The 25,656-nt window shown below is 50.8% G+C and carries 20 protein-coding genes; 6 read left to right on the plus strand and 14 right to left on the minus strand.

The window, feature by feature from the left end; genetic code table 11:
• Positions 1 to 5: 5 nt before the first annotated feature.
• From NT140_00480 to NT140_00545, 14 genes are all read right to left on the minus strand, one after another.
• Positions 6 to 1,082, minus strand: a complete 1,077-nt coding sequence (locus NT140_00480; protein ID MCX5830367.1) for a glycosyltransferase family 9 protein — start codon at positions 1,080 to 1,082, stop codon at positions 6 to 8.
• On the minus strand, positions 1,079 to 1,690 hold the full coding sequence (locus NT140_00485) for an HAD family hydrolase (protein ID MCX5830368.1): 612 nt from the start codon (positions 1,688 to 1,690) through the stop codon (positions 1,079 to 1,081). Before NT140_00485 ends, NT140_00480 begins: the two co-directional genes overlap by 4 nt.
• Positions 1,687 to 2,769: a lipopolysaccharide heptosyltransferase II gene (waaF, locus tag NT140_00490; protein MCX5830369.1), complete on the minus strand. Its 1,083-nt coding sequence runs from the start codon at positions 2,767 to 2,769 to the stop codon at positions 1,687 to 1,689. Before waaF ends, NT140_00485 begins: the two co-directional genes overlap by 4 nt.
• Before the next feature lies 1 nt (position 2,770).
• Positions 2,771 to 3,883: a tetraacyldisaccharide 4'-kinase gene (gene lpxK / locus NT140_00495; protein MCX5830370.1), complete on the minus strand. Its 1,113-nt coding sequence runs from the start codon at positions 3,881 to 3,883 to the stop codon at positions 2,771 to 2,773.
• Positions 3,884 to 3,885: 2 nt separating this feature from the next.
• Positions 3,886 to 5,634: a lipid A export permease/ATP-binding protein MsbA gene (gene msbA, locus NT140_00500; GenBank protein MCX5830371.1), complete on the minus strand. Its 1,749-nt coding sequence runs from the start codon at positions 5,632 to 5,634 to the stop codon at positions 3,886 to 3,888.
• Positions 5,631 to 6,827: a lipid-A-disaccharide synthase gene (lpxB, locus tag NT140_00505; protein ID MCX5830372.1), complete on the minus strand. Its 1,197-nt coding sequence runs from the start codon at positions 6,825 to 6,827 to the stop codon at positions 5,631 to 5,633. Before lpxB ends, msbA begins: the two co-directional genes overlap by 4 nt.
• Positions 6,818 to 7,591, minus strand: a complete 774-nt coding sequence (gene lpxA, locus NT140_00510; protein ID MCX5830373.1) for an acyl-ACP--UDP-N-acetylglucosamine O-acyltransferase — start codon at positions 7,589 to 7,591, stop codon at positions 6,818 to 6,820. Before lpxA ends, lpxB begins: the two co-directional genes overlap by 10 nt.
• Positions 7,588 to 8,625 (minus strand): UDP-3-O-(3-hydroxymyristoyl)glucosamine N-acyltransferase, encoded by a 1,038-nt coding sequence (lpxD, locus tag NT140_00515; GenBank protein ID MCX5830374.1) that lies wholly within the window; start codon positions 8,623 to 8,625, stop codon positions 7,588 to 7,590. The genes lpxA and lpxD overlap by 4 nt, the downstream gene beginning before the upstream one ends.
• A gap of 27 nt (positions 8,626 to 8,652) precedes the next feature.
• Positions 8,653 to 9,201, minus strand: a complete 549-nt coding sequence (locus NT140_00520; protein MCX5830375.1) for an OmpH family outer membrane protein — start codon at positions 9,199 to 9,201, stop codon at positions 8,653 to 8,655.
• 29 nt (positions 9,202 to 9,230) lie between these two features.
• Entirely contained in the window at positions 9,231 to 11,519 is a 2,289-nt protein-coding gene (gene bamA, locus NT140_00525) for an outer membrane protein assembly factor BamA (GenBank protein MCX5830376.1), read from the minus strand.
• Positions 11,512 to 12,192 carry an ABC transporter ATP-binding protein gene (locus NT140_00530; GenBank protein MCX5830377.1) on the minus strand — a complete coding sequence of 227 codons (681 nt, stop codon included), beginning with the start codon at positions 12,190 to 12,192 and terminating at the stop codon, positions 11,512 to 11,514. The genes bamA and NT140_00530 overlap by 8 nt, the downstream gene beginning before the upstream one ends.
• 21 nt (positions 12,193 to 12,213) lie before the next feature.
• The gene (locus NT140_00535) at positions 12,214 to 13,491 is read right to left on the minus strand and encodes a lipoprotein-releasing ABC transporter permease subunit (protein ID MCX5830378.1); all 1,278 of its coding nucleotides are present in this window, start codon (positions 13,489 to 13,491) and stop codon (positions 12,214 to 12,216) included.
• A 2-nt stretch (positions 13,492 to 13,493) separates the two neighbouring features.
• Positions 13,494 to 14,972 carry a lysine--tRNA ligase gene (gene lysS, locus NT140_00540; protein ID MCX5830379.1) on the minus strand — a complete coding sequence of 493 codons (1,479 nt, stop codon included), beginning with the start codon at positions 14,970 to 14,972 and terminating at the stop codon, positions 13,494 to 13,496.
• 191 nt (positions 14,973 to 15,163) lie between these two features.
• The gene (locus NT140_00545) at positions 15,164 to 15,355 is read right to left on the minus strand and encodes a hypothetical protein (protein MCX5830380.1); all 192 of its coding nucleotides are present in this window, start codon (positions 15,353 to 15,355) and stop codon (positions 15,164 to 15,166) included.
• Between the two features lie 412 nt (positions 15,356 to 15,767).
• Between NT140_00545 and NT140_00550 the strand changes: the two genes are divergently transcribed.
• From NT140_00550 to pap, 6 genes are all read left to right on the plus strand, one after another.
• The gene (locus NT140_00550) at positions 15,768 to 16,613 is read left to right on the plus strand and encodes a CoA pyrophosphatase (GenBank protein ID MCX5830381.1); all 846 of its coding nucleotides are present in this window, start codon (positions 15,768 to 15,770) and stop codon (positions 16,611 to 16,613) included.
• A gap of 60 nt (positions 16,614 to 16,673) precedes the next feature.
• Positions 16,674 to 18,080, plus strand: coding sequence for a replication-associated recombination protein A (locus tag NT140_00555; protein MCX5830382.1), 1,407 nt, complete (start codon positions 16,674 to 16,676; stop codon positions 18,078 to 18,080).
• A 434-nt stretch (positions 18,081 to 18,514) separates the two neighbouring features.
• Positions 18,515 to 20,338, plus strand: a complete 1,824-nt coding sequence (locus tag NT140_00560; protein MCX5830383.1) for an ATP-binding protein — start codon at positions 18,515 to 18,517, stop codon at positions 20,336 to 20,338.
• 11 nt (positions 20,339 to 20,349) lie between these two features.
• Positions 20,350 to 21,714 carry a sigma-54 dependent transcriptional regulator gene (locus NT140_00565; GenBank protein MCX5830384.1) on the plus strand — a complete coding sequence of 455 codons (1,365 nt, stop codon included), beginning with the start codon at positions 20,350 to 20,352 and terminating at the stop codon, positions 21,712 to 21,714.
• Between the two features lie 230 nt (positions 21,715 to 21,944).
• Positions 21,945 to 23,918 (plus strand): acetate--CoA ligase, encoded by a 1,974-nt coding sequence (gene acs / locus NT140_00570; protein ID MCX5830385.1) that lies wholly within the window; start codon positions 21,945 to 21,947, stop codon positions 23,916 to 23,918.
• A 261-nt stretch (positions 23,919 to 24,179) separates the two neighbouring features.
• The gene (pap, locus tag NT140_00575; protein MCX5830386.1) at positions 24,180 to 25,655 is read left to right on the plus strand and encodes a polyphosphate:AMP phosphotransferase; all 1,476 of its coding nucleotides are present in this window, start codon (positions 24,180 to 24,182) and stop codon (positions 25,653 to 25,655) included.
• The last annotated feature ends 1 nt before the right edge of the window (position 25,656 follow it).

Consider the following 25,656-nt stretch of genomic DNA (forward strand, 5'->3'; position numbering starts at 1 on the left):
AATTTCTATCTTGCTAATATATCGCTCACAGCGTTGAAGACTGCATCTACCGTAATGCCGTGCATACATTCCCGGGTGGGACACTTTTTCCGGAAGCATGGGCGGCAGGGGATATCAACGCTTACCACGCGATGCCCCTTTCCGTAAGGACCGGTCCGTCTGGCATCAGTAGGTCCGAAAAGCGCAACAACCGGGGTTCCGACCGCCGCGGCGATGTGCATCGGCCCGCTATCCGTGGTAATCACGAGCGCTGCGTGCCGGTATAGACAGGTCAGTTCCCGCAGTGACGTTTCCCCGGCCAGGTTAACGGAAGGAACGGACATGAGAGATTGAATAGGGCTGATTTCCTGCTTCCGAGTTCCGGTAAATACCACCGGTAATTTTAATTCTGCGACAATCCGGTCGCATAAGCGGGCAAACCCTGCGTCATCCCAGAGCTTCGTCTGCCATAAAGCTATCGGATTGAGAGCCACAAACCGGCCTGTCAAGCCGTTTGACAGGAGCAGTTGCGTTATCCGTTTCTCCTGAGCATCGAGAACAGGAATAATAAATTCCACCTTCTCCTGACAGTCACCGGCAGTTGCCGTCGCTTTACAGCTTCCACCGCCTGACATCACAAGTTTCTTAGTGTCAAGGTAGTGGACCAGGTCGAGATAGCGGTCTACAGCATGCTTGTCCATATCTTCCGGAACTTTTTCACGAATAAAAAGGCCGCTCAGCTCCTGCATACTGTCATAACCAATCTTGCGCTCCGCCGTGGTCAATAATACGATCAGAGAACTTTTCAGAAGCCCGTGAAAGTCTATAACCAGGTCATAGCGGCGGCTCCTGAGTTCTCTTATGAAAGCCATGATATTTCCGACCGTTTTTAGATGTCCCCTTTTCAAGTCCCTGAGCCAGCGCTTACGGTGAGAAACAAGAACCTTGTCCAGATAAGGGTGGTCCTGGATCAGGTCGGCGGCTCCTTCCTCTATTACCCAGGTAATGAAGGCCTGGGGATAAAGTTTTCTCAAGGCGGCCAAGGCCGGTAGGGTGTGCACAACGTCGCCGATGGCGCTTAATTTTACGATCAGGATATTCATTTTTGGCGGTCCTGCATGATCCATATTACAGCAGCAAGGATGTCATCGGCAACATAATTGAGACCGATGTCCGAGCACTCCGCTTCCGCTTCCCGGCCATAACCGGTCCGGACCAGGACCGCTTTTGCCCCGGCCTTCAGTCCCGCTTGCATATCCTTGCGAGTATCGCCAATAAGGTAGGACCGCCCCAGGTCAATCCCCATATCTTGCGCGGCCGTAAGCAGCATTCCTGGCTCCGGTTTCCGACAGTTACATCCCTGACGGTAAATGCCCTGTCCCTCGGGATGATGAGGGCAGTAATAGAAAGCATCCAAGTGGGCCTGGTGGGGCGCGAGCAGCGACTGAATCTTCATGTGCACGTCCGCGACAAGGGCCGCAGTAAAATATCCTCGGGCCACGCCGGACTGGTTGGTAACGACGACTGATTTCATCCCGCTGACGTTGATCATTTTGATTGCCCGCGCCGCTTGGGGATAAAGCATCAGTTGGGCGAGGCTGCTCAGATGCCCGACTTCTTCATTGATTGTTCCATCCCGATCCAAGAATATTGCCTCCACCTTGTTTCCTGGATTCCCGTTTTCACCGGAATGACGTGTGTATGTTGTCATCGGTCACCTGAAATTAATGTACGGACGGGTTTAAAATCAGCCCCTACAATAGCTTTTGCCTGGTTGTAAACCGCCAAGGTTGAAATTGAGTCCATGCAACGGAAATCGGTGGGACAAGTTTCCCGCAGGCAAGGACTACAGTCTGTCTTATTATAAATAATTGTGTTGTTCTCGCCAATGGGACTGGTGGTAACGGGGTTAGTAGATCCGAAGATGGCAATAGTGGGAATATTCAACGCCCCGGCAACATGCATTAGCCCGGAATCATTGGAGATAAAGAGAGCGCACCGGGCCATGAGCGCCACAGAAGTGCGCAAGTCAGTTTTACCGGCCAGATCAAGGAGCGGATATTTTGAGGATCTCTGGACATTCAGGGTGGTTTCACGGTCGGAGGCACCGCCGAAAAGCATGGTTGTGGCGCCAAATTCTTCCCTGAATTTTTCTGCCACGGCGCCGAAGCGATCGGGAAACCACTTCTTGGCCGGCCCATAGGTGGCGCCCGGCGCCATCCCGATGAGAAGCTGCTCATTATCAATTCCCTGATCCTGGAGCAACCGGCTGGCCGTCCTTTCATCTTCTCCCGTCAACTTGATAAAGGGTCCAACGCCTGGGTCTCCGCATCCCAAGCTCTGGGCCATTGCCAAATAGTAATGAGACTGATGGACTTTTTTGATGGCTTTCGTCATTACAACAGGGTGAGAAAGCAGGCCGCCGCGGACATCAGTATTGTAGCCGGCGCGAACAGGAATGCCTGACAGCCGGGCAATAATAGCGGCCTCGATGGCGTTTTGGAGCAAAATAGCCATATCGAACCCCTGGGCCTTCAGTTCTCTCGCCAGCCGCAGCTTGCCCAGCATTCCGGCATGGATCCCGGGGCTATGATAAATAATAACTTCATCCACCAGCGGGCAGAGTCGGAATATATCTGCCACCCAGGGCTTCACGAGGATAAATATCCGGGCCTCGGGATAGGTGTTCCTTATGGAGGAGACGGCGGCAAGAGTGAGTATGGCATCGCCGATCCAGTTTGTTCCCCGGATGAGAATCTTATTCACGCCGCTTGTTGGTAATTTCCTCATATTATTCCCTGTTAAGCGTTTTCAGATTATCCAGAATCAGTTTTAAAAAACCATCCCCGTCCGGGATGAAGGCCATCTCAATGCGCAAGAGAAATATCTTCGCCAGAAAATCTGGAAAATCGAGCAGTCTTACGCCATCTTTTTCTGTCGTCAGAATTATATCAGCCTGTAAAAGCTGGGCGTGAGCGGTAATGCCGGCAATCTCAGACGCACTGTAACAATGATGATCCGGAAAGGCTTCAAAACCGGACAGATTCGCACCCAGGTCTTCTATCGTCCGGCGAAAGGAAAGCGGATTACCGATGCCGGAAAAGGCATAAATTCTTTTACCTTGCAGAAAGGTAAGCGAAAGGGCATCCCTGTCGGCGTCAATGATTGCCCGGGCCCTGTGACAGCTCTGAAAACAAGGCGCCAAGCCCTTCAAAAATCGCTGCCGGCAGTCAGGCGAACTTGAACCTGCCGGGTTGCCGCTTCCTGTCATTACAATGATATCGGCGCGCCGCAGACCGCGGGGCGGCTCCCGCAGGGATCCGCCCGGAAGCAGGCGACCGTTTCCCAGGGGCCGGCTACTTTCCAAAAGCACAATATCAATATCCCGATAAAGACCACGGTGCTGAAAGCCGTCATCGAGAATCAGGATATCGGCGCCCAGTTCCTCTATTGCCTTCTTGCCGGTGAGAAAGCGGCAAGCGCCTACAATTACGGGCGCCTGGGGCAGCAAGAGAGACATCAGAAATGGCTCGTCGCCCGCTTGCCGATGGTCCATCAGGATACGGCAACCATCGGAAACAACGCCGCTACTTTGGCCTCCGCGGCGCCCGTAGCCACGCGAAAGAACTGCCGGTCGAAAGCCATTCTCCTTCAGCATGCCAGCCAGCAGGATTGCCAGGGGCGTTTTCCCGGTGCCGCCGACAGTCAGATTACCGATGCTGATCACCGGGCAGGGAAGTTTTTTGGACCGCAGCGTACCCTGGTCATAAAGAAAATTCCTCGCGCCAACGGCAAACCGGTAAGGAATGGACAGGATACGAAGCAAGAGAGATAGCAAAGATATAGCTGGAACCTTGCTCTCTCCGTCCCAAATTATCCTGATTATTTCGTGGCGGTTAATCATTGCTACGGTTTCCCGTTGGCCCGATGAGCATCTTCCTCGCGAAATTGCATGTTGTATAACTTGTAATATTCGCCTCTTACCTCGAGCAGCTCTTCGTGCGTACCTTCTTCCACGATTTCTCCACCCTCAATGACAACAATCCGGTTGGCATGACGAATGGTGGAAAGCCGGTGCGCGATGACCAGGGTGGTTCTCCCCCGCATAAGATTGTCCAAGGCCTCCTGAACTTCCATCTCCGCCTCCGTATCCAGCGAAGAGGTAGCTTCATCCAGGATCAGTATCGGGGCATCTTTAAGCAAGGCGCGGGCGATAGAGAGCCTTTGTTTCTCTCCGCCCGAAAGCTTGGTCCCCAGTTCGCCGATTACCGTTTCGTATCCCTGAGGCATATTAATAATGAATTCATGGGCATTGGCAGCCCGAGCCGCTCGCCTGATGTCCTCCTCAGTCTTGTTGATATCCCCGTAGGCGATATTGCTGCGCACCGTATCGTTAAACAGAATGGTCTGCTGGGTAACGATCGCCATCTGGTTCCTGAGCGATTCCATGGTCACCTCGCGGATATCCACATCGTCAATCAATATTTGACCGGTCGTAACATCGTAAAAACGGGGGATCAAGTTCACCAGGGTAGTCTTGCCGCCGCCGCTCATACCGACAAAGGCAATAACGTCGCCCGCTTTTATTTTTAAATTGATGTTTTTTAATACCGGCGTTTCTTCGTAGCAAAAAGTGACGTCCCTCAGCTCTATCTCCCGGGATATTTTCGGCAAGGCCAAAGCCCCCGGTTTATTCTGAATATCGGGCACATTGTCAATCAGACTGAAGACACGCTCGGCGCCGGCGATGCCTTGCTGAATGGTATTATTGACGTTCGTCAGGCGTTTGATCGGTTCGTAGAGCATGATCAGGGCGGTTAGAAAGGAAAAAAAAGTGCCGGGCGTAGATTTACCATTTATTACCTGGTTCCCGCCGTAGAATATGATAGCCGCGATGCCGATCCCCCCCAGAAACTCCATAAAGGGGCTGGACAGGGCATTGATTGTCACTGATTTTAAAGTCAGGTTAAAGAGCCGTTCGTTGTTTTGGGCGAAACGCTGATTTTCGTAATCTTCCCGGCCAAAGGCCTTGACAATGCGGACGCCGGAAATGGTTTCCTGCAGCATGGTGGTCAACGATCCCATTGTTACCTGGGTACGGGTGGCCACATTTCTCATTTTCTCGCCGAACTTGGCGATCGGGAAAACGGTGAGCGGGAAAACGAGCATCCCGATGATGGCAAGCTGCCAGTCACGGTAGAAAACGACAAAAACCAAGAATATCAATGTGGAAGAATCGCGTAGCAGGCTGGTAACGGCTTCCGAAACGGCGCCTTGAACATACGCAACATCATTGGTAATGCGGGACATGAGCAGGCCTGTCGGGTTTCTGGTAAAAAACGCCAGCGACTGCTTTTGAATCTGCCAGTAAAGCGTATTTCTCAGATCGGCAATAATGCGCTGACCGATAAAGCTCATAAGGATGGTCTGAACATAATTACATATCCCCTTCAAGAGATAAAGCGCGATCACCGCCAGCGGAATCCACCTCAGCATCAAGCCGTTTTTATTGATAAATATCTCATCGAGAGCTGGTTTGACCAAAAAAGCCAACGACGATGTGAGGGCGCCCACCGTCAGCATGCAAAGCATTGCCAGGACGAATTTTATCAGGTGCGGTCGGGCCAGTTTCAGGAGGCGTTGGAATATCTTCATATGGGTTTGTGCATATCATCGGAAGTGAAACAAGTATTCAACAGGTTGGCTACGAGATGAGCCGCCCGCTCGGAAGCACCGGGGGCGCCCAACTGGGCTTTAATCTGGGACAAGGCAATTTTCATCCTGTCTCTGGCGCTTTGGTCGCCAAGCAGCCGGTCTGCCAGTTCGGCCAGACGTTCCGGATTGGCCTCCGTCTGGACCAATTCGGGAACGATTGTTTTGCCGGCGATTATATTTACTAGACCGATATTTTTCACCTTGATAAGCATTCTACCCAGTAAATAGGTCAACCGGGAGACGCGGTAAATGATGATCATCGGTGTTTCCATGAGCCCAGCCTCCAGGGTCGCCGTACCGGAAGCAACGATGGCCAGGTCGGCGGCAGCCAGAATATCATAAATAGCGTTGGAAACAACAGTAATCTTGAGATTATAACGATTAATGATGCTTTCCACAAAATCACGAGACAGAGTGCTGGCTAACGGCAAAATAAATTGCAGTTCTTGTTGCTGCTGCATTATCGTGGCCGCTTGCAGGCATACCGGCAGGAGTTTTGCCACCTCGCCTGGTCTGCTGCCGGGGAGCAAACTGACGGTTTTTACCCCGGCCCGGAGCCCCAGTTTTTCCCTGGCTTCTTCCTGTGAAGAGGGAGGTGGAATCATGTCTAGGAGCGGATGACCGACGTATTCGGCATTCACGCCGGCCGACCTGTAGATAGGCGCCTCAAAAGGTAAAATAACTGCCAACTTGTCAACATTACGTCGAATGGTCGTTATCCTGCCCTTTCGCCAGGCCCATATTTGGGGGCTGATGTAGTAAAATACCTTGATGCCCCTGGCATGGGCTTTGCGCGCCAGGATAAGATTGAAGTCCGGATAATCAACCAGTATTACGGCTACCGGTTTTTTTTCCTGGAAAGAACGTACTAAACTGTTCATCACCTTGAGGATGACAGGCAACTTCAAGAAGACTTCCGTAAGCCCAATAACAGCCATCGCAGCGGAATCAGCGATTAATTCAATCCCTTCCGCACGGAGCTTCTCACCTCCCACCCCGTAATACCGGTACCGGGGTTCAATTCGTTTCAGGGCCCGGACAAGAGCAGCGGCATGCAAGTCGCCCGAAGCCTCTCCGGCTACCACCATAATATTTTGATCTTCAGAAGAAACCGGCAGTTCTTTCAGCGGCAAACACCTCTTTTGGACTTTTGGATAAAGTCCAGAAAATGTCGGACCTCGACAAAATCAGGGACATCGTTCCTAACCTGGGCGATGGCCTGAGAGAGCAACATACTGGAACGAAAAATAATCCGGTAGGAATCCTTCAGCGCCTGCAGTACTTCGGCCGAAAAGCCACGCCGTTTCATGCCGATCAGATTAAGGCCGTACAGCCTGGCATGATTGCCCGAGGCCGTGACATAGGGGGGGACATCCTTATTAACGGCTGAAGCGCCGCCAATCATACTATGGGCGCCAATATGGGTGAACTGATGGACACCTGTTAATCCGCCCACCACGGCATAGTCTTCGATGATAACGTGGCCGGCCAGGTTGGTGCCGTTGGCCAGGACTATGTTGTTAGCCAGGTGGCAGTTGTGGGCAACATGGCAGTAAGCCATGATGAGGTTGTGATCGCCGATCATGGTGACGCCAATATCGTCAACAGTGGCTCTATTAATGGTGACGAATTCCCTGATGTTATTGAAATTGCCAATTACTACCCTGGTAATTTCTCCCTTGAACTTCAGATCCTGGGGAACGCCGCCGATGCAGGAAAATTGCGAAATCTGGCAGTTTTCACCAATCTCGGTACCAGCTTCGATTACCACGTGCGAGGCAATGGCGGTGTTGCTGCCGATCCGCACCTGCCGCCCGATAACGCTGTAGGCGCCAATGGTCGCTCCTTCCCCGATATTTACATCGGGGGATACTATTGCAGTTGGATGAATATTCATGACGGATCTATTATTTTACACTCCTCTTCCAGCTTATTTACCCTCATAGTCAGCAAAGACAGCATATGCCTCATCTCCGGCAATTTTGCCATTGAGGCGACAACGCGCAACCACATTTTATGGGGCAGGTGCGGCGAGCCGGATACGGTCATGCCTGATGGGACATCTTCGTGAATTCCTGATTGTGCGCCGATCATAACCCGATCGCCAATGGCGATGTGTCCCACTAAGCCGGCCTGACCACCAATAATGACACTTTTTCCCAACCTTGTGCTTCCGGAAATGCCGACTTGGGCGACAATGACGGAATCCTCGCCAATGACAACGTTATGGGCGATCTGGACAAGATTGTCAATTTTAACGCCCCTTTTAATCCATGTTTTGCCGAGGGTACCGCGGTCAATAGTGCTGTTGGAACCGATTTCCACATCATCGTCAATCTGAACAATGCCCACCTGCGGGATTTTAAGGTTATCAGCACCCGGATTGGCATAACCAAAACCATCACCGCCGACCACCACGCCGGCATGCAGGATGACGCGCTTACCGATAATACATTTTCTGTAAACGCAAACGTTAGGGTAAAGGATCGAATCCTCGTCTATCGAGACATCACGACCGACAAAGACCCCCGGATAAAGAACCACGCCGCGCAATATTCTGGCGCCCTGGCAAACGGTAGCACCTGGGTAAACAGTGGCCTCCGGCGATATATCAGCGCCCTCCTCCGTGAAAGCCCGGCTGGAAATCCCTGGTGAATGAGACTCCTCGGGGCAAAAAATCGCCAGCAGCTTCCCCAGAGCGACGTAAGGATCACCGACAATGATCAGGTTCTTACCGGGGCATTCCGTCCCCGGACGAACCAAAATCGCATCCGCGCGGGTGGTTTCTAATTGGCGCAGATATTGCGGATTGGCAATAAAGGTAAGATCCCCTGCGCCTGCTTCTTCGATCGGGTACACACGCTCAATTACCACCTCACCGTCACCGACGACGCTACCATTTAAAATACGGGCAATTTCCTTAATTTTCATGGACAAGTGATTTCCCTTTTAACAATTCTATTTTTTAGCGGGGTTGGGTTTATAGCTCTTGTTAAAATCGTCCATGACGCGCTTCGTCAGATCTGCCGTTTTGTTGTAGTAGGGTATCGGCATCGCGCTCAAGTCAAAGATTACGGTATATTTTTCTTTTTCTCCGATGGCATTGACTACCTTTGAGATTTCGGGAATCATACTCTTGGACAGTTCCTGATCCTTCCCCTGCAAGTCATCATTGGCTTCCTTGACGAGAACCTGATATTCGCGGAATTTCGCCTGATAGGACGTTTCTTTTTCCTTCAAGGCCGCTTCCGTAAGGATCGAACGCTGCTTCTCGATCTCCTCCCTCAACTTTTGCAGTTCCGACTCCCTGCCCTGAACAATAAGTCTGTTTTTTTCATAAATATTCTTGAATTCAGCCGCCGCTTTCTTCCCGGACTCGGAATTCATCATGATCTCCCTGATATCCACAAAACCAATCTTCTCCGCACTGATCTTCTCCGCTGCCGGGGCCACCCCCGCCAGTAACAGGCTGAGCAAGCCGGTGATCAATAGAACATTTTTTTTCATAAAATCCTCTCCTTTATTGTTAATTGCCTCTACATAAACATGCCGATGGTAAATTCCCACCTGTTGGACGATTCGTTTTTCTTCTGATCAAGAACATGGCCCCATTCCAGCCGGAGCGGACCTACGGGCGAGTACCAGCGCACACCGATACCCGCAGTTTGCCTCATATCATAAATGTCATATCTCGATAGCCAACTGTTGCCGGTATCGTAAAAAAGCACCCCTTTCATGCCGGCATCTTTTATCAGCGGGAAAACAAACTCGGCATTAAAGTTCATCATGGTCAATCCCCCGATCACGTCGCCGGTGAGAGGATCCATCGGCCCTACGGAACGAAGCCCCCGGAGCGAGTTGATGCCGCCCAGATAAAATCTTTCGTAAACGGGCACTTCCTTGCCATCCCTGCCCTGCAAATAACCCACGCGGCCTCTGACACCGAAAACAGTATCCAGCGGCAGCGGATAAAACCAGGCTGAAGTAAGCTGGTATTTGACAAAAGCGGCGTCTCCCTGAAGAAATCCGCCGGTATATTCCGTGGAAACACTGCTTTTCGATCCCTTCGAGGGGAATATGTTATCATCCGTCGTATCACTGGTAAGCGTAATCGTCAGGCTGCTCGTGGTTATTTGCCCCTTCTGCTTTATTATGTAAGCGGAAGCCGTATCGGATATATCACCGACGTTATCCTTGCTCAGCTTGTATCCCGTGTACCAGGAGATGTATTGCCAGATCGGATAGCCAAAAGTAAAACCGGCGCCCTCGGAATCCATTTTGTAGGTATCATAGATGCGATACATTTTCCAGATGTCGGTCTTGGTCCACAGAGGCATGTCGAACAGCCAGGGCTCGATAAAGGAAAGTTCGTAATTCGCGGAACTGCCCCCGATATTCGCTCTCAGGCTCAAGCTTTGCCCGCGCCCGAAGAGATTCTGCTGGGCGATCTGGGCCGTAAAGATTGCGTTGTCCAGGGCGCTGTAACCGGCGCCGATACTGAACATCCCCGTCGGCTTTTCCCGGACGCGAATATTTACATTCGTGGAGTTGGCATCGTCACCCTTTTCCGTTTGAAAATCAACTTCTTCAAAATACCGGAGCCGATTGATCGCCATGTAGCTCTTCTTTAGATTGGTCTTGCTGTAAAGATCGCCTTCCACCACGGTAAGAAGTCTCCTGATGACCTTATCGCGGGTCTTGACGTTGCCGATAATATTTATCCTGTTGAAGTAAACCTGATTACCCTTCGCTACCTGATAAACGACATCTACCGTCTGCTCCTTGTCCTGGGGAACTGTACGGGGGACGACATCGGCATAGGCATAGCCCTCGTCACTGCAGGCCTGCTGAATTAAATCCATATCTTTCATGACCGCTTCCCGGTCATAATAGCGTTTCTTGTTGATCATCAATTTGTCAAGCAGTTCCGCGCGGGAGAGCTTTATCTCATCACCGGCAATGCTGACTTTTCCAACCTGATACCGCTTGCCCTCCGTGATCGTTATCTTGACATAGATGCCTTTCTTGTCGTGAATAATTTCCGGTTCACCGACCTGGGCATAGATGAAACCATTGTTCAGGTAGAAGGCATTTATCTTCCCAATGTCCTGATTAAGCTGATCTTTCTTCAATAGCCCGGAATCGCTGATAAAATAAAAGAAGCCCTTTTCATCGGTGGTCATCAGTTTGCGCAGCTCTTTGGCGGTATAAGCCTCATTGCCTGTAAAGCTTATTTGTTCGATATACGACTGCTCGTTTTCGACGATATTATAGATTACCCGAGCGTCCTTTTCCCCCTCTTTTTCGACAACATCCACCACTTCAGCGTTGTAATAGCCTTTAGTATCGTATAGTTCCTTGATGCGTCCCGCATCGGCCTTAATTTTTTCACGGTTCAGGATCTGCTTGACCTTGACGACAATGACAGCATCAATATCATCTTTGGATATTTTCTTGTTGCCGGAAACCTTGATGGAACCGATAATGCCCTGCTCCTGCAAGGTAAAAGTTATTACCAGGCCCTCGGGGACATCGGTAGTCTGGGCGGAGACATCGGTAAAATAACCCATTTTATATATTGCCTTGATATCCTGGGCTAAATCCGCACTGGAGAAAACACTTCCCGCAGAACTCTTTATCACCTGGCTTATGGCCGGGCTTTCAATGCGACGGTTGCCCTTGAATTCAATGCGGGCAATTCTTTGCTCCGTTGCCACGCGCATCAGGATCTGTGAATTTTTTGTCTCCTCTGCAAACAGACGGGGAGACGCGAAAAAAGGGAAAAGGAGCAACGCGCATATCAGCGACAATTTTTTCTTAGGCAATCGTGTAAATCCTTCCGTCTCCCAGGCCGATACGACGCGACATCCGGTCAGCCAGGGATTTATTATGCGTGACGACAATTAAAGTAACACTTTTGGTTTGATTCAAATTGACGAGCATATCTTCAATTTTTATTCCCGTTGACCTGTCCAGGTTGCCGGTCGGTTCGTCAGCCAGAAGAATTTCCGGCTCCATCATCAATGCCCTGGCCACGGCGGCACGCTGCTGCTCTCCGCCGGACAACTCGCCGGGTTTGTGCGTCATCCTATCACCAAGCCCTACTTCGTTCAAGATAATTTGTGCCCGTTCCTTAGCCTCACGACGGGACATACCCTGCAATAAGGCGGGCATCATCGTATTTTCCAGACTCGTAAATTCCGGCAAGAGATTAAAGAATTGAAAGATAAAACCAATGCTGCGGTTGCGGAAACGGGCCATTCTATTTTCGTCCCATTGAAAAACATCCACACCATCGAAGAGCACCGCGCCGGAAGTCGGACGATCCAGGGCGCCCAGAATATGGATCAGGGTGCTTTTGCCCGCTCCCGACACTCCCAGCACCGCCAGCGATTCCCCGGCGGACACGGTAAGATCGAGGCCCTGCAATACCTCAATTCTCTGGGCATCTTTCACATAGGTCTTCGTCAGATTTTTTATCTCTATCGCCGCTCCCATATCTCCCTTATATACTTTTCACTAATCATAACGCAGAGTCTCGGCCGGATCCAGACGTGAGGCACGCCAGGAAGGATATATAGTCGCCAGCAGGCTAATGAAGAGAGTGCCCAGAATAATTGTCGCCACATCCCTGTAATTAACCAAAGAGGGCAGAGCGCTCAAATAATAGACGTCAGCCGGAAGAATCTTGAAACCAAATATTCTTTCTACGAAAAGCGACAGCTTCTCCAGGTTATAGGCAACGGCCAGGCCGCCGATGGCGCCGAGGAAGGTGCCGATGACGCCGATAATCAACCCCTGATAAATAAATATCTTCATAATGCTGCGCGAAGTGGCGCCCATCGCCTTCAAGATGGCAATATCACGGTTTTTCTCCATAACCACCATGATCAGCGTAGTAATAATATTGAACATCGCGACCAGCACAATCAGGCTGAGAATGATAAACATGACGCGCTTTTCCATTCTCAGCGCGGCAAAGAGATTTTTGTTCATTTCCATCCAATGCCGGGCCCAGTATGGATAGCCGAGCTTCTTTTCCAATTGCCGGGCGATGCTCCCGGCCTGATAGATATCGTTGACTTTAACCTCCAACCCCGTAACCAGCTCACCCATATTCAGGAATTCCTGGGCATCGCCAAGAGCCAGAAAGGCAATAGTGGAATCATATTCGTAAAAGCCGGAGTCAAAAACGCCGACCACGATGAATTTCTTCAGACGCGGCATCATCCCCATGGGCGAGGAAATACCCTGGGGGGACATAATGAAAACGGTGTCGAAAAGAAATATCCCCAGATTTTTCGCCAGTTCCTTCCCCAGAACTACACCCGGCATCTTGACGCCTTCCGGGGTAAGTCGGAGCTGGAGACGGTTTTTTCCTTCCAGGTAGGCGATCTTACCTTCCTGCATCTTGCCCAGATTGATGACCCGGGAAGCTGTTTCGGTATCCATCCCCCTCAAGATGACACCACTGACGCTTTCACCCTTTTTCAACATGGCCTGCGAGTAAATAAAAGGCGTAACAGCGACTACTTCTTTTTCACGGGCGACTTGTTGCAGCACCTTATCATAGTCGCGCAGAACCCCGCCGTATTGCATCAGGACGACATGGGCGTTAATGCCGAGGATCTTGGTTCGGAGGTCCGTCTCAAAGCCATTCATAACGGCCAGAACAATAATCAGGGCCGCCACGCCCAGAAAAATCCCGGCAATCGAAAACATGGTAATTACGGACACAAAGACCTGCTTGCGCCTGGCCCGGAGATAGCGCAGACTGATGAATAATTCGTAGGACATAGTCACTCTTTTTTTCTCATGTGCGGGAAAAGGATAACGTCCCTGATCGAGGCTGAATCCGTGAATAACATGACCAGACGGTCAATGCCGATCCCCTCACCCGCCGTGGGCGGCATGGCATATTCGAGGGTGCTGATATAATCCTCATCCATCTCATGGGCTTCATCATCGCCGGCCGCGCGGTCTTGCAACTGCATTACGAATCGTTCCCGCTGATCAACCGGATCATTTAATTCTGAAAAGGCATTGGCAATCTCCCGGCCGCAGATATAAAGCTCAAAGCGATCGGTGAACCGGGGATCGGCAGTATTTTTTCTGGAGAGGGGCGAAACCTCCAGAGGGTAATGGGTCACAAATGTGGGTTGGATGAGCTTATCCTCCACCAGCCCCTCAAAAATGGTCATGATGATCTTTCCCAGGGGATCTCCGTCCTCTACCTCAAGTCGCATACTACGGGAATAATCACGGGCCTTTTGCTCATCTTCGAGGATAGCGGGATCAAGCAGGGTATAGCGGACGATAGCCTCCTTAACTGATATGCGTTCCCAGGGCGGCTGCATGTCTATATCCTGCCCCTGATAAGTAAACCGGAGAGCACCGAAGATCTCCCGGCCCAGGAAGGTAAACATCTCCTCCGTAAAGGTCATCAGATCCTCATAAGTGGCATAGGCACAGTAAAATTCCATCATCGTGAATTCGGGATTGTTAAAAGCAGAGGTGCCTTCATTGCGAAAGTTACGGTTTATTTCAAAAACCCGCTCCATGCCGCCCGTAATCAGCCGTTTTAAATATAATTCCGGGGCAATGCGCAGGTAGAGGTCCATCCCCAGGGCATTATGATGGGTTTTAAAGGGCCTGGCTACAGCGCCACCGGCCTGGGGCTGCATCATGGGAGTCTCCACCTCCAGATACTCGTGGTCCTCCATGAACTTGCGCATCAGTTGGATGATGCGGCTGCGCCGGTAGAACAGCTCTGTTACCTTCGGGTTTGTTATCAGATCCAGATGACGTTGACGGTATCTCGTTTCTACGTCCGTCAGGCCATGCCATTTCTCGGGCAGGGGACGCACCGCCTTGGCTAAGAGCTTGAATTCGTCCACGTCAATGGTCAGCTCGCCCGTCCTGGTTTTGAATACTTTACCGGCTAAATAAATAATATCGCCCACATCCAGACGTTTAAAGATCAGGAAAGACTTCTCGCCGATTTTATCCTTCCGGAGAAAGGCCTGGATTTTGCCTTTCCGGTCCTGGATAATGACAAAGGCGCCTTTGCCGAAGTCACGGATCGCCATCAGACGGCCGGCTAAGGTAAACCGCTCAGCTATCTGCGCCAAGGCGTCCGTTTCGAGGGGGGAAAAGCGGTCGAGGAGGTCAGCTGAGTTATCATGGACGCGCACATCGTTGGGATATAGGTCCACCCCCTCGGTCTGAAGGGAAAGGATTTTTTCTTTGCGTTTCCGCAGCAACTCATTATCTTCCATACACATTTCCTTTATGGCCATAAGGTGCGAATAGCTATATTTATTTTCTTTTTAAGTCAAGGAAAGATTGTTGCCGACAGCAGAGGTACACGTAAGCTCTGGAATGGATTGCCTGATGTTTACTGGAAAAGAGAAATCTCGCTGATTTTAATTCTCAAAATCTCATAATTTTAATCATTGCGGATTAGACTTTATGCGGTGCTTTTGACATTGTCCTCCACCAAACCCGATTCAGTTATCTCTGCATCCGCGTTCGGGGCGCTCGTTCCCATATTAGCCTTCTGCTGCTTGGCCGCCATGCGTTTTGACGCCTTGTCTAATTGTTTCTGCTGTCTTGCCTTTTCTTTCGTCTGTTTGCCAAAGTTGTACATGGATCTTCCCATTTTCAGCTCCTGTTTTAGTCATCTTTACGCTCACGACTGGTGGAAGTCGCCGTCAGTATTTGGTCAGCTTGTACTTTACTCTTTGTTCATAGTCAAGGCATACTTCCCGAATCGCCGCTCTTGTCAAGTAAGGCACGTTATGATAACGGGAACATCAATGAGTTATAGTCAAAACTTACCCCGATAAACGGGATAAGTGCGTTAACGAAATCATATCCTGCAAAAATACGCAGAATATGATTTCTAACTTACTAATCACAAAGGACTAATAATAATTTCTAACTTTCTAATAACAAAGGCGTCTGCTAAAAGCGGAAGGCATTTCGCACTTGATTCGTAACGTTAAAGCACTGGATGAATGTATATTTGATTTACGCCTAATTTTTAAAGATATTCCGTTACCGGCAGTCATATGGATGAACTAATACCGACCAATAAAGAACTTTTTCTGGAAATGGTTGTTGATAAATTGGGCAGCAATCAGCTCAACTTTGCGGAAAAACAAGGCCTGATCAGGAAGTCCGCCCCCTCCCCTGCTCCCTTCCAGGCGGCCGGAGTTCTGCTCCCCCTTTTCTACAGCGCAGGAGAGTTTTTTTTCCGGCTCAGTAAACGTTCCCACGGGATTCCCCAGGCGGGCGATCTCAGCTGCCCGGGCGGCCTTCTGCATGACCGCTGGGACATGATTATCAGGGGGTTGGTCACCAGCGGGGTCATTCCGGTGCTGCGAAACAAAGCCGGCCAGTTATCCCGGCAGAGGGACGCGGAAACTTTTCAGACCCTGTCCCTGTTTCTCGCCAACGCCCTGCGCGAAGCCTGGGAAGAAATTCGCCTTAATCCTTTTTCGGTTCATTTTCTGGGGCCCCTGCCGGCCTATTCCCTGCAACTCTTTCAACGGATAATTTTCCCGATGGTCGGCCTGGTGCCAAATATTTCCCGCTTCCGTCCCAATTTTGAGGTGGAATCCCTTGTTGATATCCCCGTGGCTGCTTTTTCTGATCAGGAAAATTATGCCACCTTGATCCGTGAGGTTGATAGCGGGCTCGGCCGAAGAGAGACAGAACCGCTATTAATGCCCTGTTTGATTTATCACGATCAGACCGGGGCGGATCATGTCCTCTGGGGCGCGACTTTTTTTGTCATCATAAGTTTTCTGGAAATTGTTTTTAACTTCGAGCTCCCGGAGTGGCGAAACAAACGGTTAGTCAAAAAAACAATTGACGCCCGTTACTTATCTGGTAAAGGTAACCTGAGACCGTGAAAAAAACGCAGACGGCGGCTATAAGCTGCGAATCGCCTTTAAGCAATAGGCAAAGGGAATATGGATCTTTTTGACCAGCCAGATAATTTCGCCTCCTCCCGACCTCTCGCCGACCGGATGAGACCGCGCACCCTGCAGGAGTTTATCGGACAATCACACCTCCTGGACGAAGGATGCCTGCTGCGCGGTCTCATCGCCGAAGACCGCATTATTTCCATGATTTTCTGGGGACCGCCCGGATCCGGCAAGACGACGCTGGCGAGACTAATCGCCAGGGAGTCGCAGGCGCATTTCATGAGCTTTTCGGCAGTGCTTTCCGGCGTCAAGGAAATCCGCGGCGTTGTAGAAGAGGCTCAAAGCCAATTACGCTATCACCAAAGGCATACCATTCTTTTTGTTGATGAAATTCACCGCTTTAACAAAGCTCAACAGGACGCCTTTTTGCAGCATGTGGAAAGCGGCCTGATTACCCTGATCGGCGCGACGACGGAAAACCCTTCCTTTGAGGTCATTGCCCCTCTTTTGTCACGGGCGCGCGTCCTGCTGCTGAAGCCTTTTTCGGCTGAGGAGCTGGCGATTATTATTACCAGAGCAATAACTGACCAGGACCGGGGCCTCGGAATGCTGGATATAAAGATAGAAGAAGCGGCCCTGCAGCATATCGTCTGGTCCGCAGATGGTGACGCCCGCACAGCGCTGAACAGTCTGGAGGCCGCTGCCTCGATCGCCTCATCTCATGTTAACGGCCATCTTAAAGAAAATAATACCATTACGCTGTCCATTGTGGAAGAGGCCATCCAAAAAAAGGCCCTGCAATATGACAAGGCCGGTGAAGAACATTACAATCTGATCTCCGCTCTACATAAAAGCCTGCGCGGCAGCGATCCCGATGCCGCTCTCTACTGGATGACCCGTATGCTCGCAGCCGGTGAGCCGCCTCTATATGTCGCCCGCCGGATGGTAAGATTTGCCTCGGAAGATATCGGCAATGCCGATCCGCATGCCCTCCTCGTTGCCATGGCCGCTGTCCAGGCCTTTCAATTGCTCGGACCACCGGAGGGAGAGCTGGCCCTCGCCCAGGCGGCGGTTTACCTGGCTACGGCGCCAAAAAGCAACGCCCTTTACACAGCCTATGGCCGCATAAAGGAGACCATCCGTAAGACCGGTTACCTGCCGGTGCCGCTCCACATCAGGAATGCCCCCACGAAATTGATGCGCGAGCTGGATTACGGCCGCGGATACCAATACGCCCATAACTTCGACAATGCCTACGTCCCGCAAGAATATATGCCGGAAGGCATAAATGGCCAGCAATATTATATTCCATCCGACCGTGGCTATGAGAAAACAATTAAGGAAAGAATGCTCTACTGGGAAAAAATGCGCCACGCTAAAAAAGAAGGCCTGAAAAAGGAGGAGCCGGAAGGCCACAATGGCCCTCCGGCTCAGGGAGGAGTGAAGGACTGAACCTTCTGATCTCGGTATTCAACTATCGGCTAAGCATGCCCGTTCTACTTATCCGATAATTTCGTTTGATATGTTTACACAAAGTATGCCAAAGGAGACGCAGGGACGTGAATTTACTATTTGGGAACCACTAAAGTCTTCCCTATACGAACTCGTGCTTGCTCATGGACGCGGAAATGCTTTTATTACCGGTATGTTATTGATTTTAGCAGTTGCCGACACGATAAAATAAAATTTAGATGCTATTGTCATTCATTCCGTCAATGAAGACCATGAGGCTGCGTTCGCGATCTTGATTGTAGTCCCGTAAGGCAAAAATTGTCGCCCCGGGGACGGTTCAATTTGGATACAATCGGCATATCCGATACTTATGAGGTAAACATTATTATGACCATAAACGACAATAATGTCGAGAAACGGGATTGCATATTATAATGGCAAGTGGAAAAATTATCTGGCGGCACCATACCAGCCGCGCCCAACGCATTTTTGTTCCGCCGCTGGCGATCGGTATGGCCTGCGCCTTGTTCATTGTTTTGATCCTGACGATGGGTATTCTGGATCTCAGGAGAAGCGAAAAAGGTTTGGTCAGTTTTCTTGAGAACCAGGGTCTGGCGATTATTGAAGTAGTGCAGCGGCTGAGTCAGGAAAACCTTGACCTTATCGTACAAGCCGGTGATCAAGGGAGCGATGCTTCAACCTCCGCACCGCAGCGGGAAGAGGCCTTATACCCTAAAACCTGGCTGACCACGGAATTGTTGGAATTGGGTCGGGAAGTAGATAATATCTGGCAAGCCGATCACTTAGGCGATGTAGCTTTAAAGCAATTTGCCACCGAAAGAGGACTCTGGCTGGTAATCGTCATGAATAAACAGCAACAGGTGGTATTTCAAAATCGCTTCCTGCCGGCCGATTTTTTCCCCGCGGCGGACACGAATGCCAAACCGCAGCAAATCACCCTGGATCTGCTCACCCAGTTGGCACAGATGAAGAAGATCGGCGGCTACATCGCCCTGAAGCAGAAAAATGGCAGCGGCATTATTATCATCGCTTTGGACAAGGAAGGTTTAATCTACCGGGGCTTAAAGGTTTCCGTACAAAAGGCTATTGAAAAATTGGGCGAAGGTCAAAAAAAAGGTGAAGATCGAAAACAGGGCTTAATCTATATGACGATTACGAACAAAAAGGGCATGTTACTCGGGAAATCAGGTCGCCAGCCGGAAAAGTGGCGCCCCAACGACATGCATATCTATGAACTTTTGGCCGGCGCTATTAAAATGGAAAGTCGCCAAGTCTTGTATCTGAAGAAAAACATTCTCGACATGGCCGCGCCGCTTTACATCAATGGCAAGGTGGCCGGTATCGTCAGAATTGGTCTCGACAAGGAAAGCACGGACAGCATTCTGAAAGAAAATACCCGCAATCTGATTTTCTTCATGATTATCGTGGTTTTTATCACCATCTTCTCCATGTGGTTTTTATATCACAACCAGAACAGGCATCTGGCCGGCATTGTAGAGATCGAAAGAAGGCTCGAAAAGGCGGAGAGATTATCGGCGCTGGGTCAGCTCGCCGCCGGCGTAGCGCATGAAATCCGCAATCCCTTGAATGCCATCAGCATGGCCAGTCAAAGGTTGAAGAGGGACTTTACGCCCGCCGATGAAGAAAAGGGGCGTGAATTTCAGTTGCTTTCCGGAGTTATCCGCGATGAAATCAGGCGTCTGAACGGCATAATTGAGGAGTTTCTTTCTTTCTCCAAGACCCGCCGGCTGGAACTGCGTAATTATCCAGTTACGGAAGTTCTGCAAAAAATCATTAATCTTATCCGCGAAGAAGCCGGTTCAAAAGGCATTACAATCAAGACCGAGGGATTTGAGCCACCGGTAATTTTTCCCATGGATATGGACAAGCTTCAGCAAGCCCTGCTGAATTTTTTCAAGAATGCCATGGAATCTATCACGGGCGCAGGTGAAATAACCATCGCCGTGAAAAGAATGGACAAGGGCCATGTCGTCATCAGTATCGCGGACACTGGCTGCGGCATTAGTCCGGAAGAAATGGAACAAATATTTAATCCGGAGTACACCACCAAGGAAAAAGGATTAGGGCTGGGTCTCGCCCTGGCTCATGAAATCATTCGGGGACACGGAGGGGAAATCCGGATTTTCAGCACTCCGCAGGTAGGGACGACGTTTGAGATAATGCTGCCGACAGCAAAGGCGACGGAGGCATCAAACAACCGGGCAGTTAGGGGTTAGGGGGGTTTCTGATGAAGAAATTGCATATCCTGGTTATTGAGGACGGTCAATCACAGCGGGAAATGCTGAGGGATTTTCTCTTAAAAGAGGGTCACACTGTGGCCGGCGCGGAAAATGGGGAAGTTGGGATCAGGACGGTTCAAAACGGACATTTCGACCTCATCCTGCTGGACTACAAGATGCCGGGTATGGATGGAATGGAGGTATTGCGGCAAATAAAAGCAATCAATCCGCAAATTGATATCGTCATCATCACGGCCTATGGTACTATCGAAACCGCGGTAGAAGCCCTGAAGGCCGGGGCGATTGATTACATTACCAAACCGATTGAACTTGATGAACTGCTGCTCCTTGTTGACCGGGTCGCCGAGCGGCGCCTTCTGATCCGGGAAAACGAAATCATGCGGCAGCAATTAAAAGAAACGGGCGTTACAACAGATGAAATTATTTATCGCGGCGATAAGATGAGAGAGATGATCAACATGGCCGGCAGGATCGCCCCGAGCCACGCCACCGTTCTCCTTCAAGGTGAAAGCGGGACGGGGAAGGAACTGATGGCCAGATTGATTCACCAATTGAGCCCCCGGTTGGACAAACCGTTTATCGTAGTTAATTGCGGCGCCCTTTCCGAGACACTGTTAGAGAGTGAGCTTTTTGGGCATGTAAAAGGTGCCTTCACTGGCGCGGCGGTGCGGCGTAAAGGCCGATTTGAGATGGCCGAGGAGGGGACGCTTTTTCTGGATGAAATCGGTGATATTTCTTTGTCTGTACAAGTAAAATTACTCCGGTTTTTACAGGAACGCGAGTTCCAACCTCTGGGCGGCAATCAAACCATTCATGCCGATGTGCGGATTATCAGTGCGACGAACCAGAATCTGGAAGCACGGGTCAAAGAAGGCGCCTTCCGCGAAGACCTTTTCTATCGCCTCAACGTGGTGGTAATGTCCCTGCCCCCGCTCCGCGAGAGGAAGGAGGACATTCCTGCCCTGATAGATCATTTCCTGAAAAAATATTCCCTGGCCAACGGCAAGGAGATGATTGGTCTAACAAGCGAAGCTCAGGATATGCTCTTGAAATATGACTATCCGGGCACTGTGCGGGAACTGGGAAATGTTATGGAAAGAGCGGTGGTCATTGCGCGTGAGGACCTGATCTCTTTGGAAGATCTCCCCTTTCGTGATACGGATGATCACGGCCGATCCGGTTTCAAGTCTGATGCCGGCATTCTCAGGCAGTCTATCGAAGCCCTGGAGCGCCAACTGATCATAACGGCCATGGAAAAGGCCGGCGATCACCAGACCAGGGCCGCCGAGGCCCTTGGTATCAGCGAACGGATGCTGCGTTACAAACTGAAAAAATACGGCCTGAAAGAATGAACGATGATCAATTGAAAATGCGAAAAGCGTTTTTTTATTAAAAAATTAGTTGAAAATACAGTTGGATGAGTTTATATACAAGTTGCACTATCAATCGTACAGAGATTGGTGTACGGCGAAAGGAGAAAAATATCAAAAGCGATTAAAAAACGATGAAGTACAGGTAAATAATGATGAGACAGTAATGACAGGACAGCAATTAGCTGATTAACAGTGACAGGAGGATTGAGATGGGTTCGACAGAAAAAATTGCATTGAAAGGGAGTTATCCGGTACCGGAAGGCCTGCGTAAAAGCGCTTATATTGGAGGCAGGGAGGCCTATGACAAGCTTTACCGCCGTTCCATGGAAGACCCGGAAGGATTTTGGGGCGATGTGGCGCGGCAAGAGATTAGTTGGTTCAAGGAATGGGATAAGGTTGAAGAGTCTAATTTCGATGTCCGCAAGGGACCGATATCTGTCAAGTATTTCATCGGTGCCAAGTTGAATGTATCATACAACTGCATTGACAGACACCTGAAGGACAGGGGAGACAAGGTCGCGATCCTGTGGGAAGGCAATGATCCCTCTGAGTCCCTGGCCCTTACTTATAAGGAACTCCATCGAGAGGTTTGCAAGTTTGCCAATGTTCTGAAAAAACTGGGCATCAAGAAGGGAGATCGGGTCTGCTTTTATCTCCCCATGATCACCGAACTGGCCATCGGGATGCTGGCCTGTACGAGGATTGGCGCCGTTCATAGCATTGTTTTCGGCGGATTCAGCGCCGATGCCCTTCAGGGACGTATCCAGGACTCGGGTGTCAAGCTGCTGGTTACCTGTGACGGTACCTTTCGCGGCGCCAAGGCCATCTCCCAGAAAGTAAATGCCGATGAAGCTTTAAAGGAATGTCCTTCCGTGGAAAAAATGATCGTCGTCAAACGTGTCGGCGACCAGGTAAAATGCGACATGCAGCCCGGGCGGGATCTCTGGTGGCACGATGAAATGGCCAAGGCGGATGACAAGTGTGAACCGGAGTGGATGGACGCCGAGGATCCCTTGTTCATTCTTTACACCTCCGGCTCCACGGGAAAGCCGAAGGGCGTGATGCACACCACCGGTGGCTATTTACTCTATGCTGCCTATACCCACAAGATGATTTTTGATTACCACGAAAAAGACATTTACTGGTGCACCGCCGACATCGGCTGGGTTACCGGCCACAGTTATATCGTCTATGGACCGCTGGCCAATGGGGCCACCACTATCATTTTTGAAGGTGTTCCGAGCTATCCCACCTACAGCCGTTTCTGGCAGGTCGTAGAAAAATACAAGGTAACCATATTCTATACGGCGCCCACAGCCATCAGAGCTATTGCCCGGGAGGGTGATGAGTGGGTCAACAAGGCTGATATATCATCGCTGCGCATCCTGGGTTCGGTGGGTGAACCGCTCAACCCCGAGGCCTGGAACTGGTATTACAACGTTATCGGGAAGGCAAAGTGCCCCATCATGGATACCTGGTGGCAGACCGAGACCGGCGGCATCCTTATTACGCCCCTGCCCGGCGCCATTGACACCAAACCCGGCATGGCCTCCCTGCCCTTCATGGGCGTCTTGCCGGCGCTGCTCGATGATGATGGCAAGGTGATTACAGAAGCATGGAAAAGCGGCTCCCTGTGCATAAAAAAACCCTGGCCCGGCATCATGAGAGGTGTTTACGGCGACGCAAAAAGATTTCAGGAAACCTACTTTGAGCAGTTTCCCGGTTATTACGTGGCGGGCGATGGCAGCCACCGGGATGAAGACGGGTATTATCAGATAACGGGCCGCAACGACGACGTAATCAATGTTTCCGGTCACCGGATGGGAACTGCGGAGGTAGAAAGCGCCCTCGTTGCCCACCCGAAGGTCGCTGAAGCAGCTGTGGTCGGTTACCCCCATGATCTTAAGGGGCAGTCCATATACGCCTTTGTTACCTTAAATAGCGGTGTGGAAAAATCGGAGGCGCTGAAGAAGGAATTAACAGCCCATGTCCGCACCTTGATCGGACCCATCGCTACGCCGGAGAAGATCCAATGGGCGGACGGCCTGCCAAAAACGAGAAGCGGCAAGATCATGCGAAGGATTCTCAAGAAGGTCGCCGCCAATGTCGTAGACGAACTCGGAGACACCAGCACCCTCGCTGATCCGTCGGTTGTTGATGATATTGTGAAAAACAGACTGTAAAAACCATATCCGTTCCCGAATGCCGTTATCGGAGATAGAAGCACTCGGTAATGACAAAGAGTGACATTATAAGGTAGGGGCACGTTGCAACGTGCCCCTACCTTCCGACTCCTCATTATCTACAATTATTATTTCTGTTTTTGCTTGTAGGGAGAACAGAGTGCTCAGTGCTGAGTGCTGAGTCCGCATCACTCAGTCCTCAGCACTCAATCCAATTTGCTACCCATGTCCAAGAGCAGACCTTCGGAAAGGAGATAAAACATGTTTGAATCCGCCGAAATAGGGAATAAAATCAGTAAAGTTGCCTATGCCCAGGCTGTCCCGGAATTGAGGGAGGCCCTCCTCCAGACACAGTTCGATTTGGGCCGATCCGGTAAATTCCAGGTAATCATCTTGATCGGTGGGGTTGACGGCGCCGGTAAAAGCGAGACCGTAAAGATACTTAGCGAGTGGATGGACCCACGCTTCATTGAAACGAACGCCATGGGGCTTCCTACCGAAGAGGAGATCGCACACCCGCCGATGTGGAGATTCTGGCGCGCCCTGCCTCCCAAAGGCAAGATCGGGATATTCTTTGGTTCCTGGTACACGGCGCCCATTGTCAGCAGGGTTCATGGTGAGATAACGGGCCCGGCTCTCGATCAGGCAATGGACCGCGTCATACGCTTCGAGAAGATGCTTGTTGATGAGGGCGCCCTGATCCTGAAGTTCTGGTTGCACCTGTCGAAGGACACGCAAAAGAAACGTCTCGAAAGCTTTGAGAAGAACCCCGAGACGCGCTGGCGGGCAACGGAAATAGAATGGGCGCATTTCAAGCTCTACGACAAGTTCCGCAAGGTCTCCGAGCACGCCTTGCACCATACCAGCACGGAGGAGGCGCCCTGGATCATCGTCGAGGGCACTAATCCCCGTTACCGCTATTTCACGATCGGTCAAACGATACTTAACGCCCTCCGCCAGCGACTCGACGCGACGGCGCCTCGGGAAGCCCCCAAACAAGCGCCGGCGCTACCGCCGATAGCTGATGGTTTCCAGTTTAAATCCCTTGATTTCTCCCAGAAGATGACGAAAGAAGAGTACGAGGGGAAAATAGAGAAATACCAGAGAAAACTCAATTTGCTCGCCCGCAGTCCCAAGTTCAGTAAGACACCGGCTATTCTTGTCTTTGAGGGCTCAGACGCTGCCGGCAAGGGCGGCGGTATCAGGCGCATCACCGGCGCGCTCGACCCGAGGATATATAGAGTAACCCCGGTTGCCGCGCCGACTCAGGAGGAGAGGGCCCACCCCTACCTCTGGCGATTCTGGAAGCATATGCCGAGGAACGGCCAATTCACCATCTTCGACCGCTCCTGGTACGGTCGAGTGCTTGTGGAAAGGGTTGAAGGCTTTTGCTCGGAGGCAGACTGGAAGCGCGCCTATGGGGAAATCAACGACTTCGAGCATCAGCTCGCCCAGAGCGGTGGTTTGATCATCAAGTTCTGGCTCAGTATTACCAAAGATGAGCAGCTCCGGAGGTTTAAGGAGCGGGAAGTTACGGGATTCAAGCAATTCAAGATTACCGAGGAGGACTGGCGCAACCGCAAGAGATGGAATAAGTATGAACTCGCGGTAGCTGAAATGATTGATCGCACGAGTACGGACATCGCTCCCTGGACAGTAGTGGAAGCCAACAACAAGTATTTCGCGCGGGTCAAGATTCTCAAGGAAATCTGCCGGCGCCTGGAAGCGGCAATTTAAT

This window comes from Deltaproteobacteria bacterium (genome assembly GCA_026388415.1).
Classification (GTDB): Bacteria; Desulfobacterota; Syntrophia; order Syntrophales; family JACQWR01; genus JAPLJV01.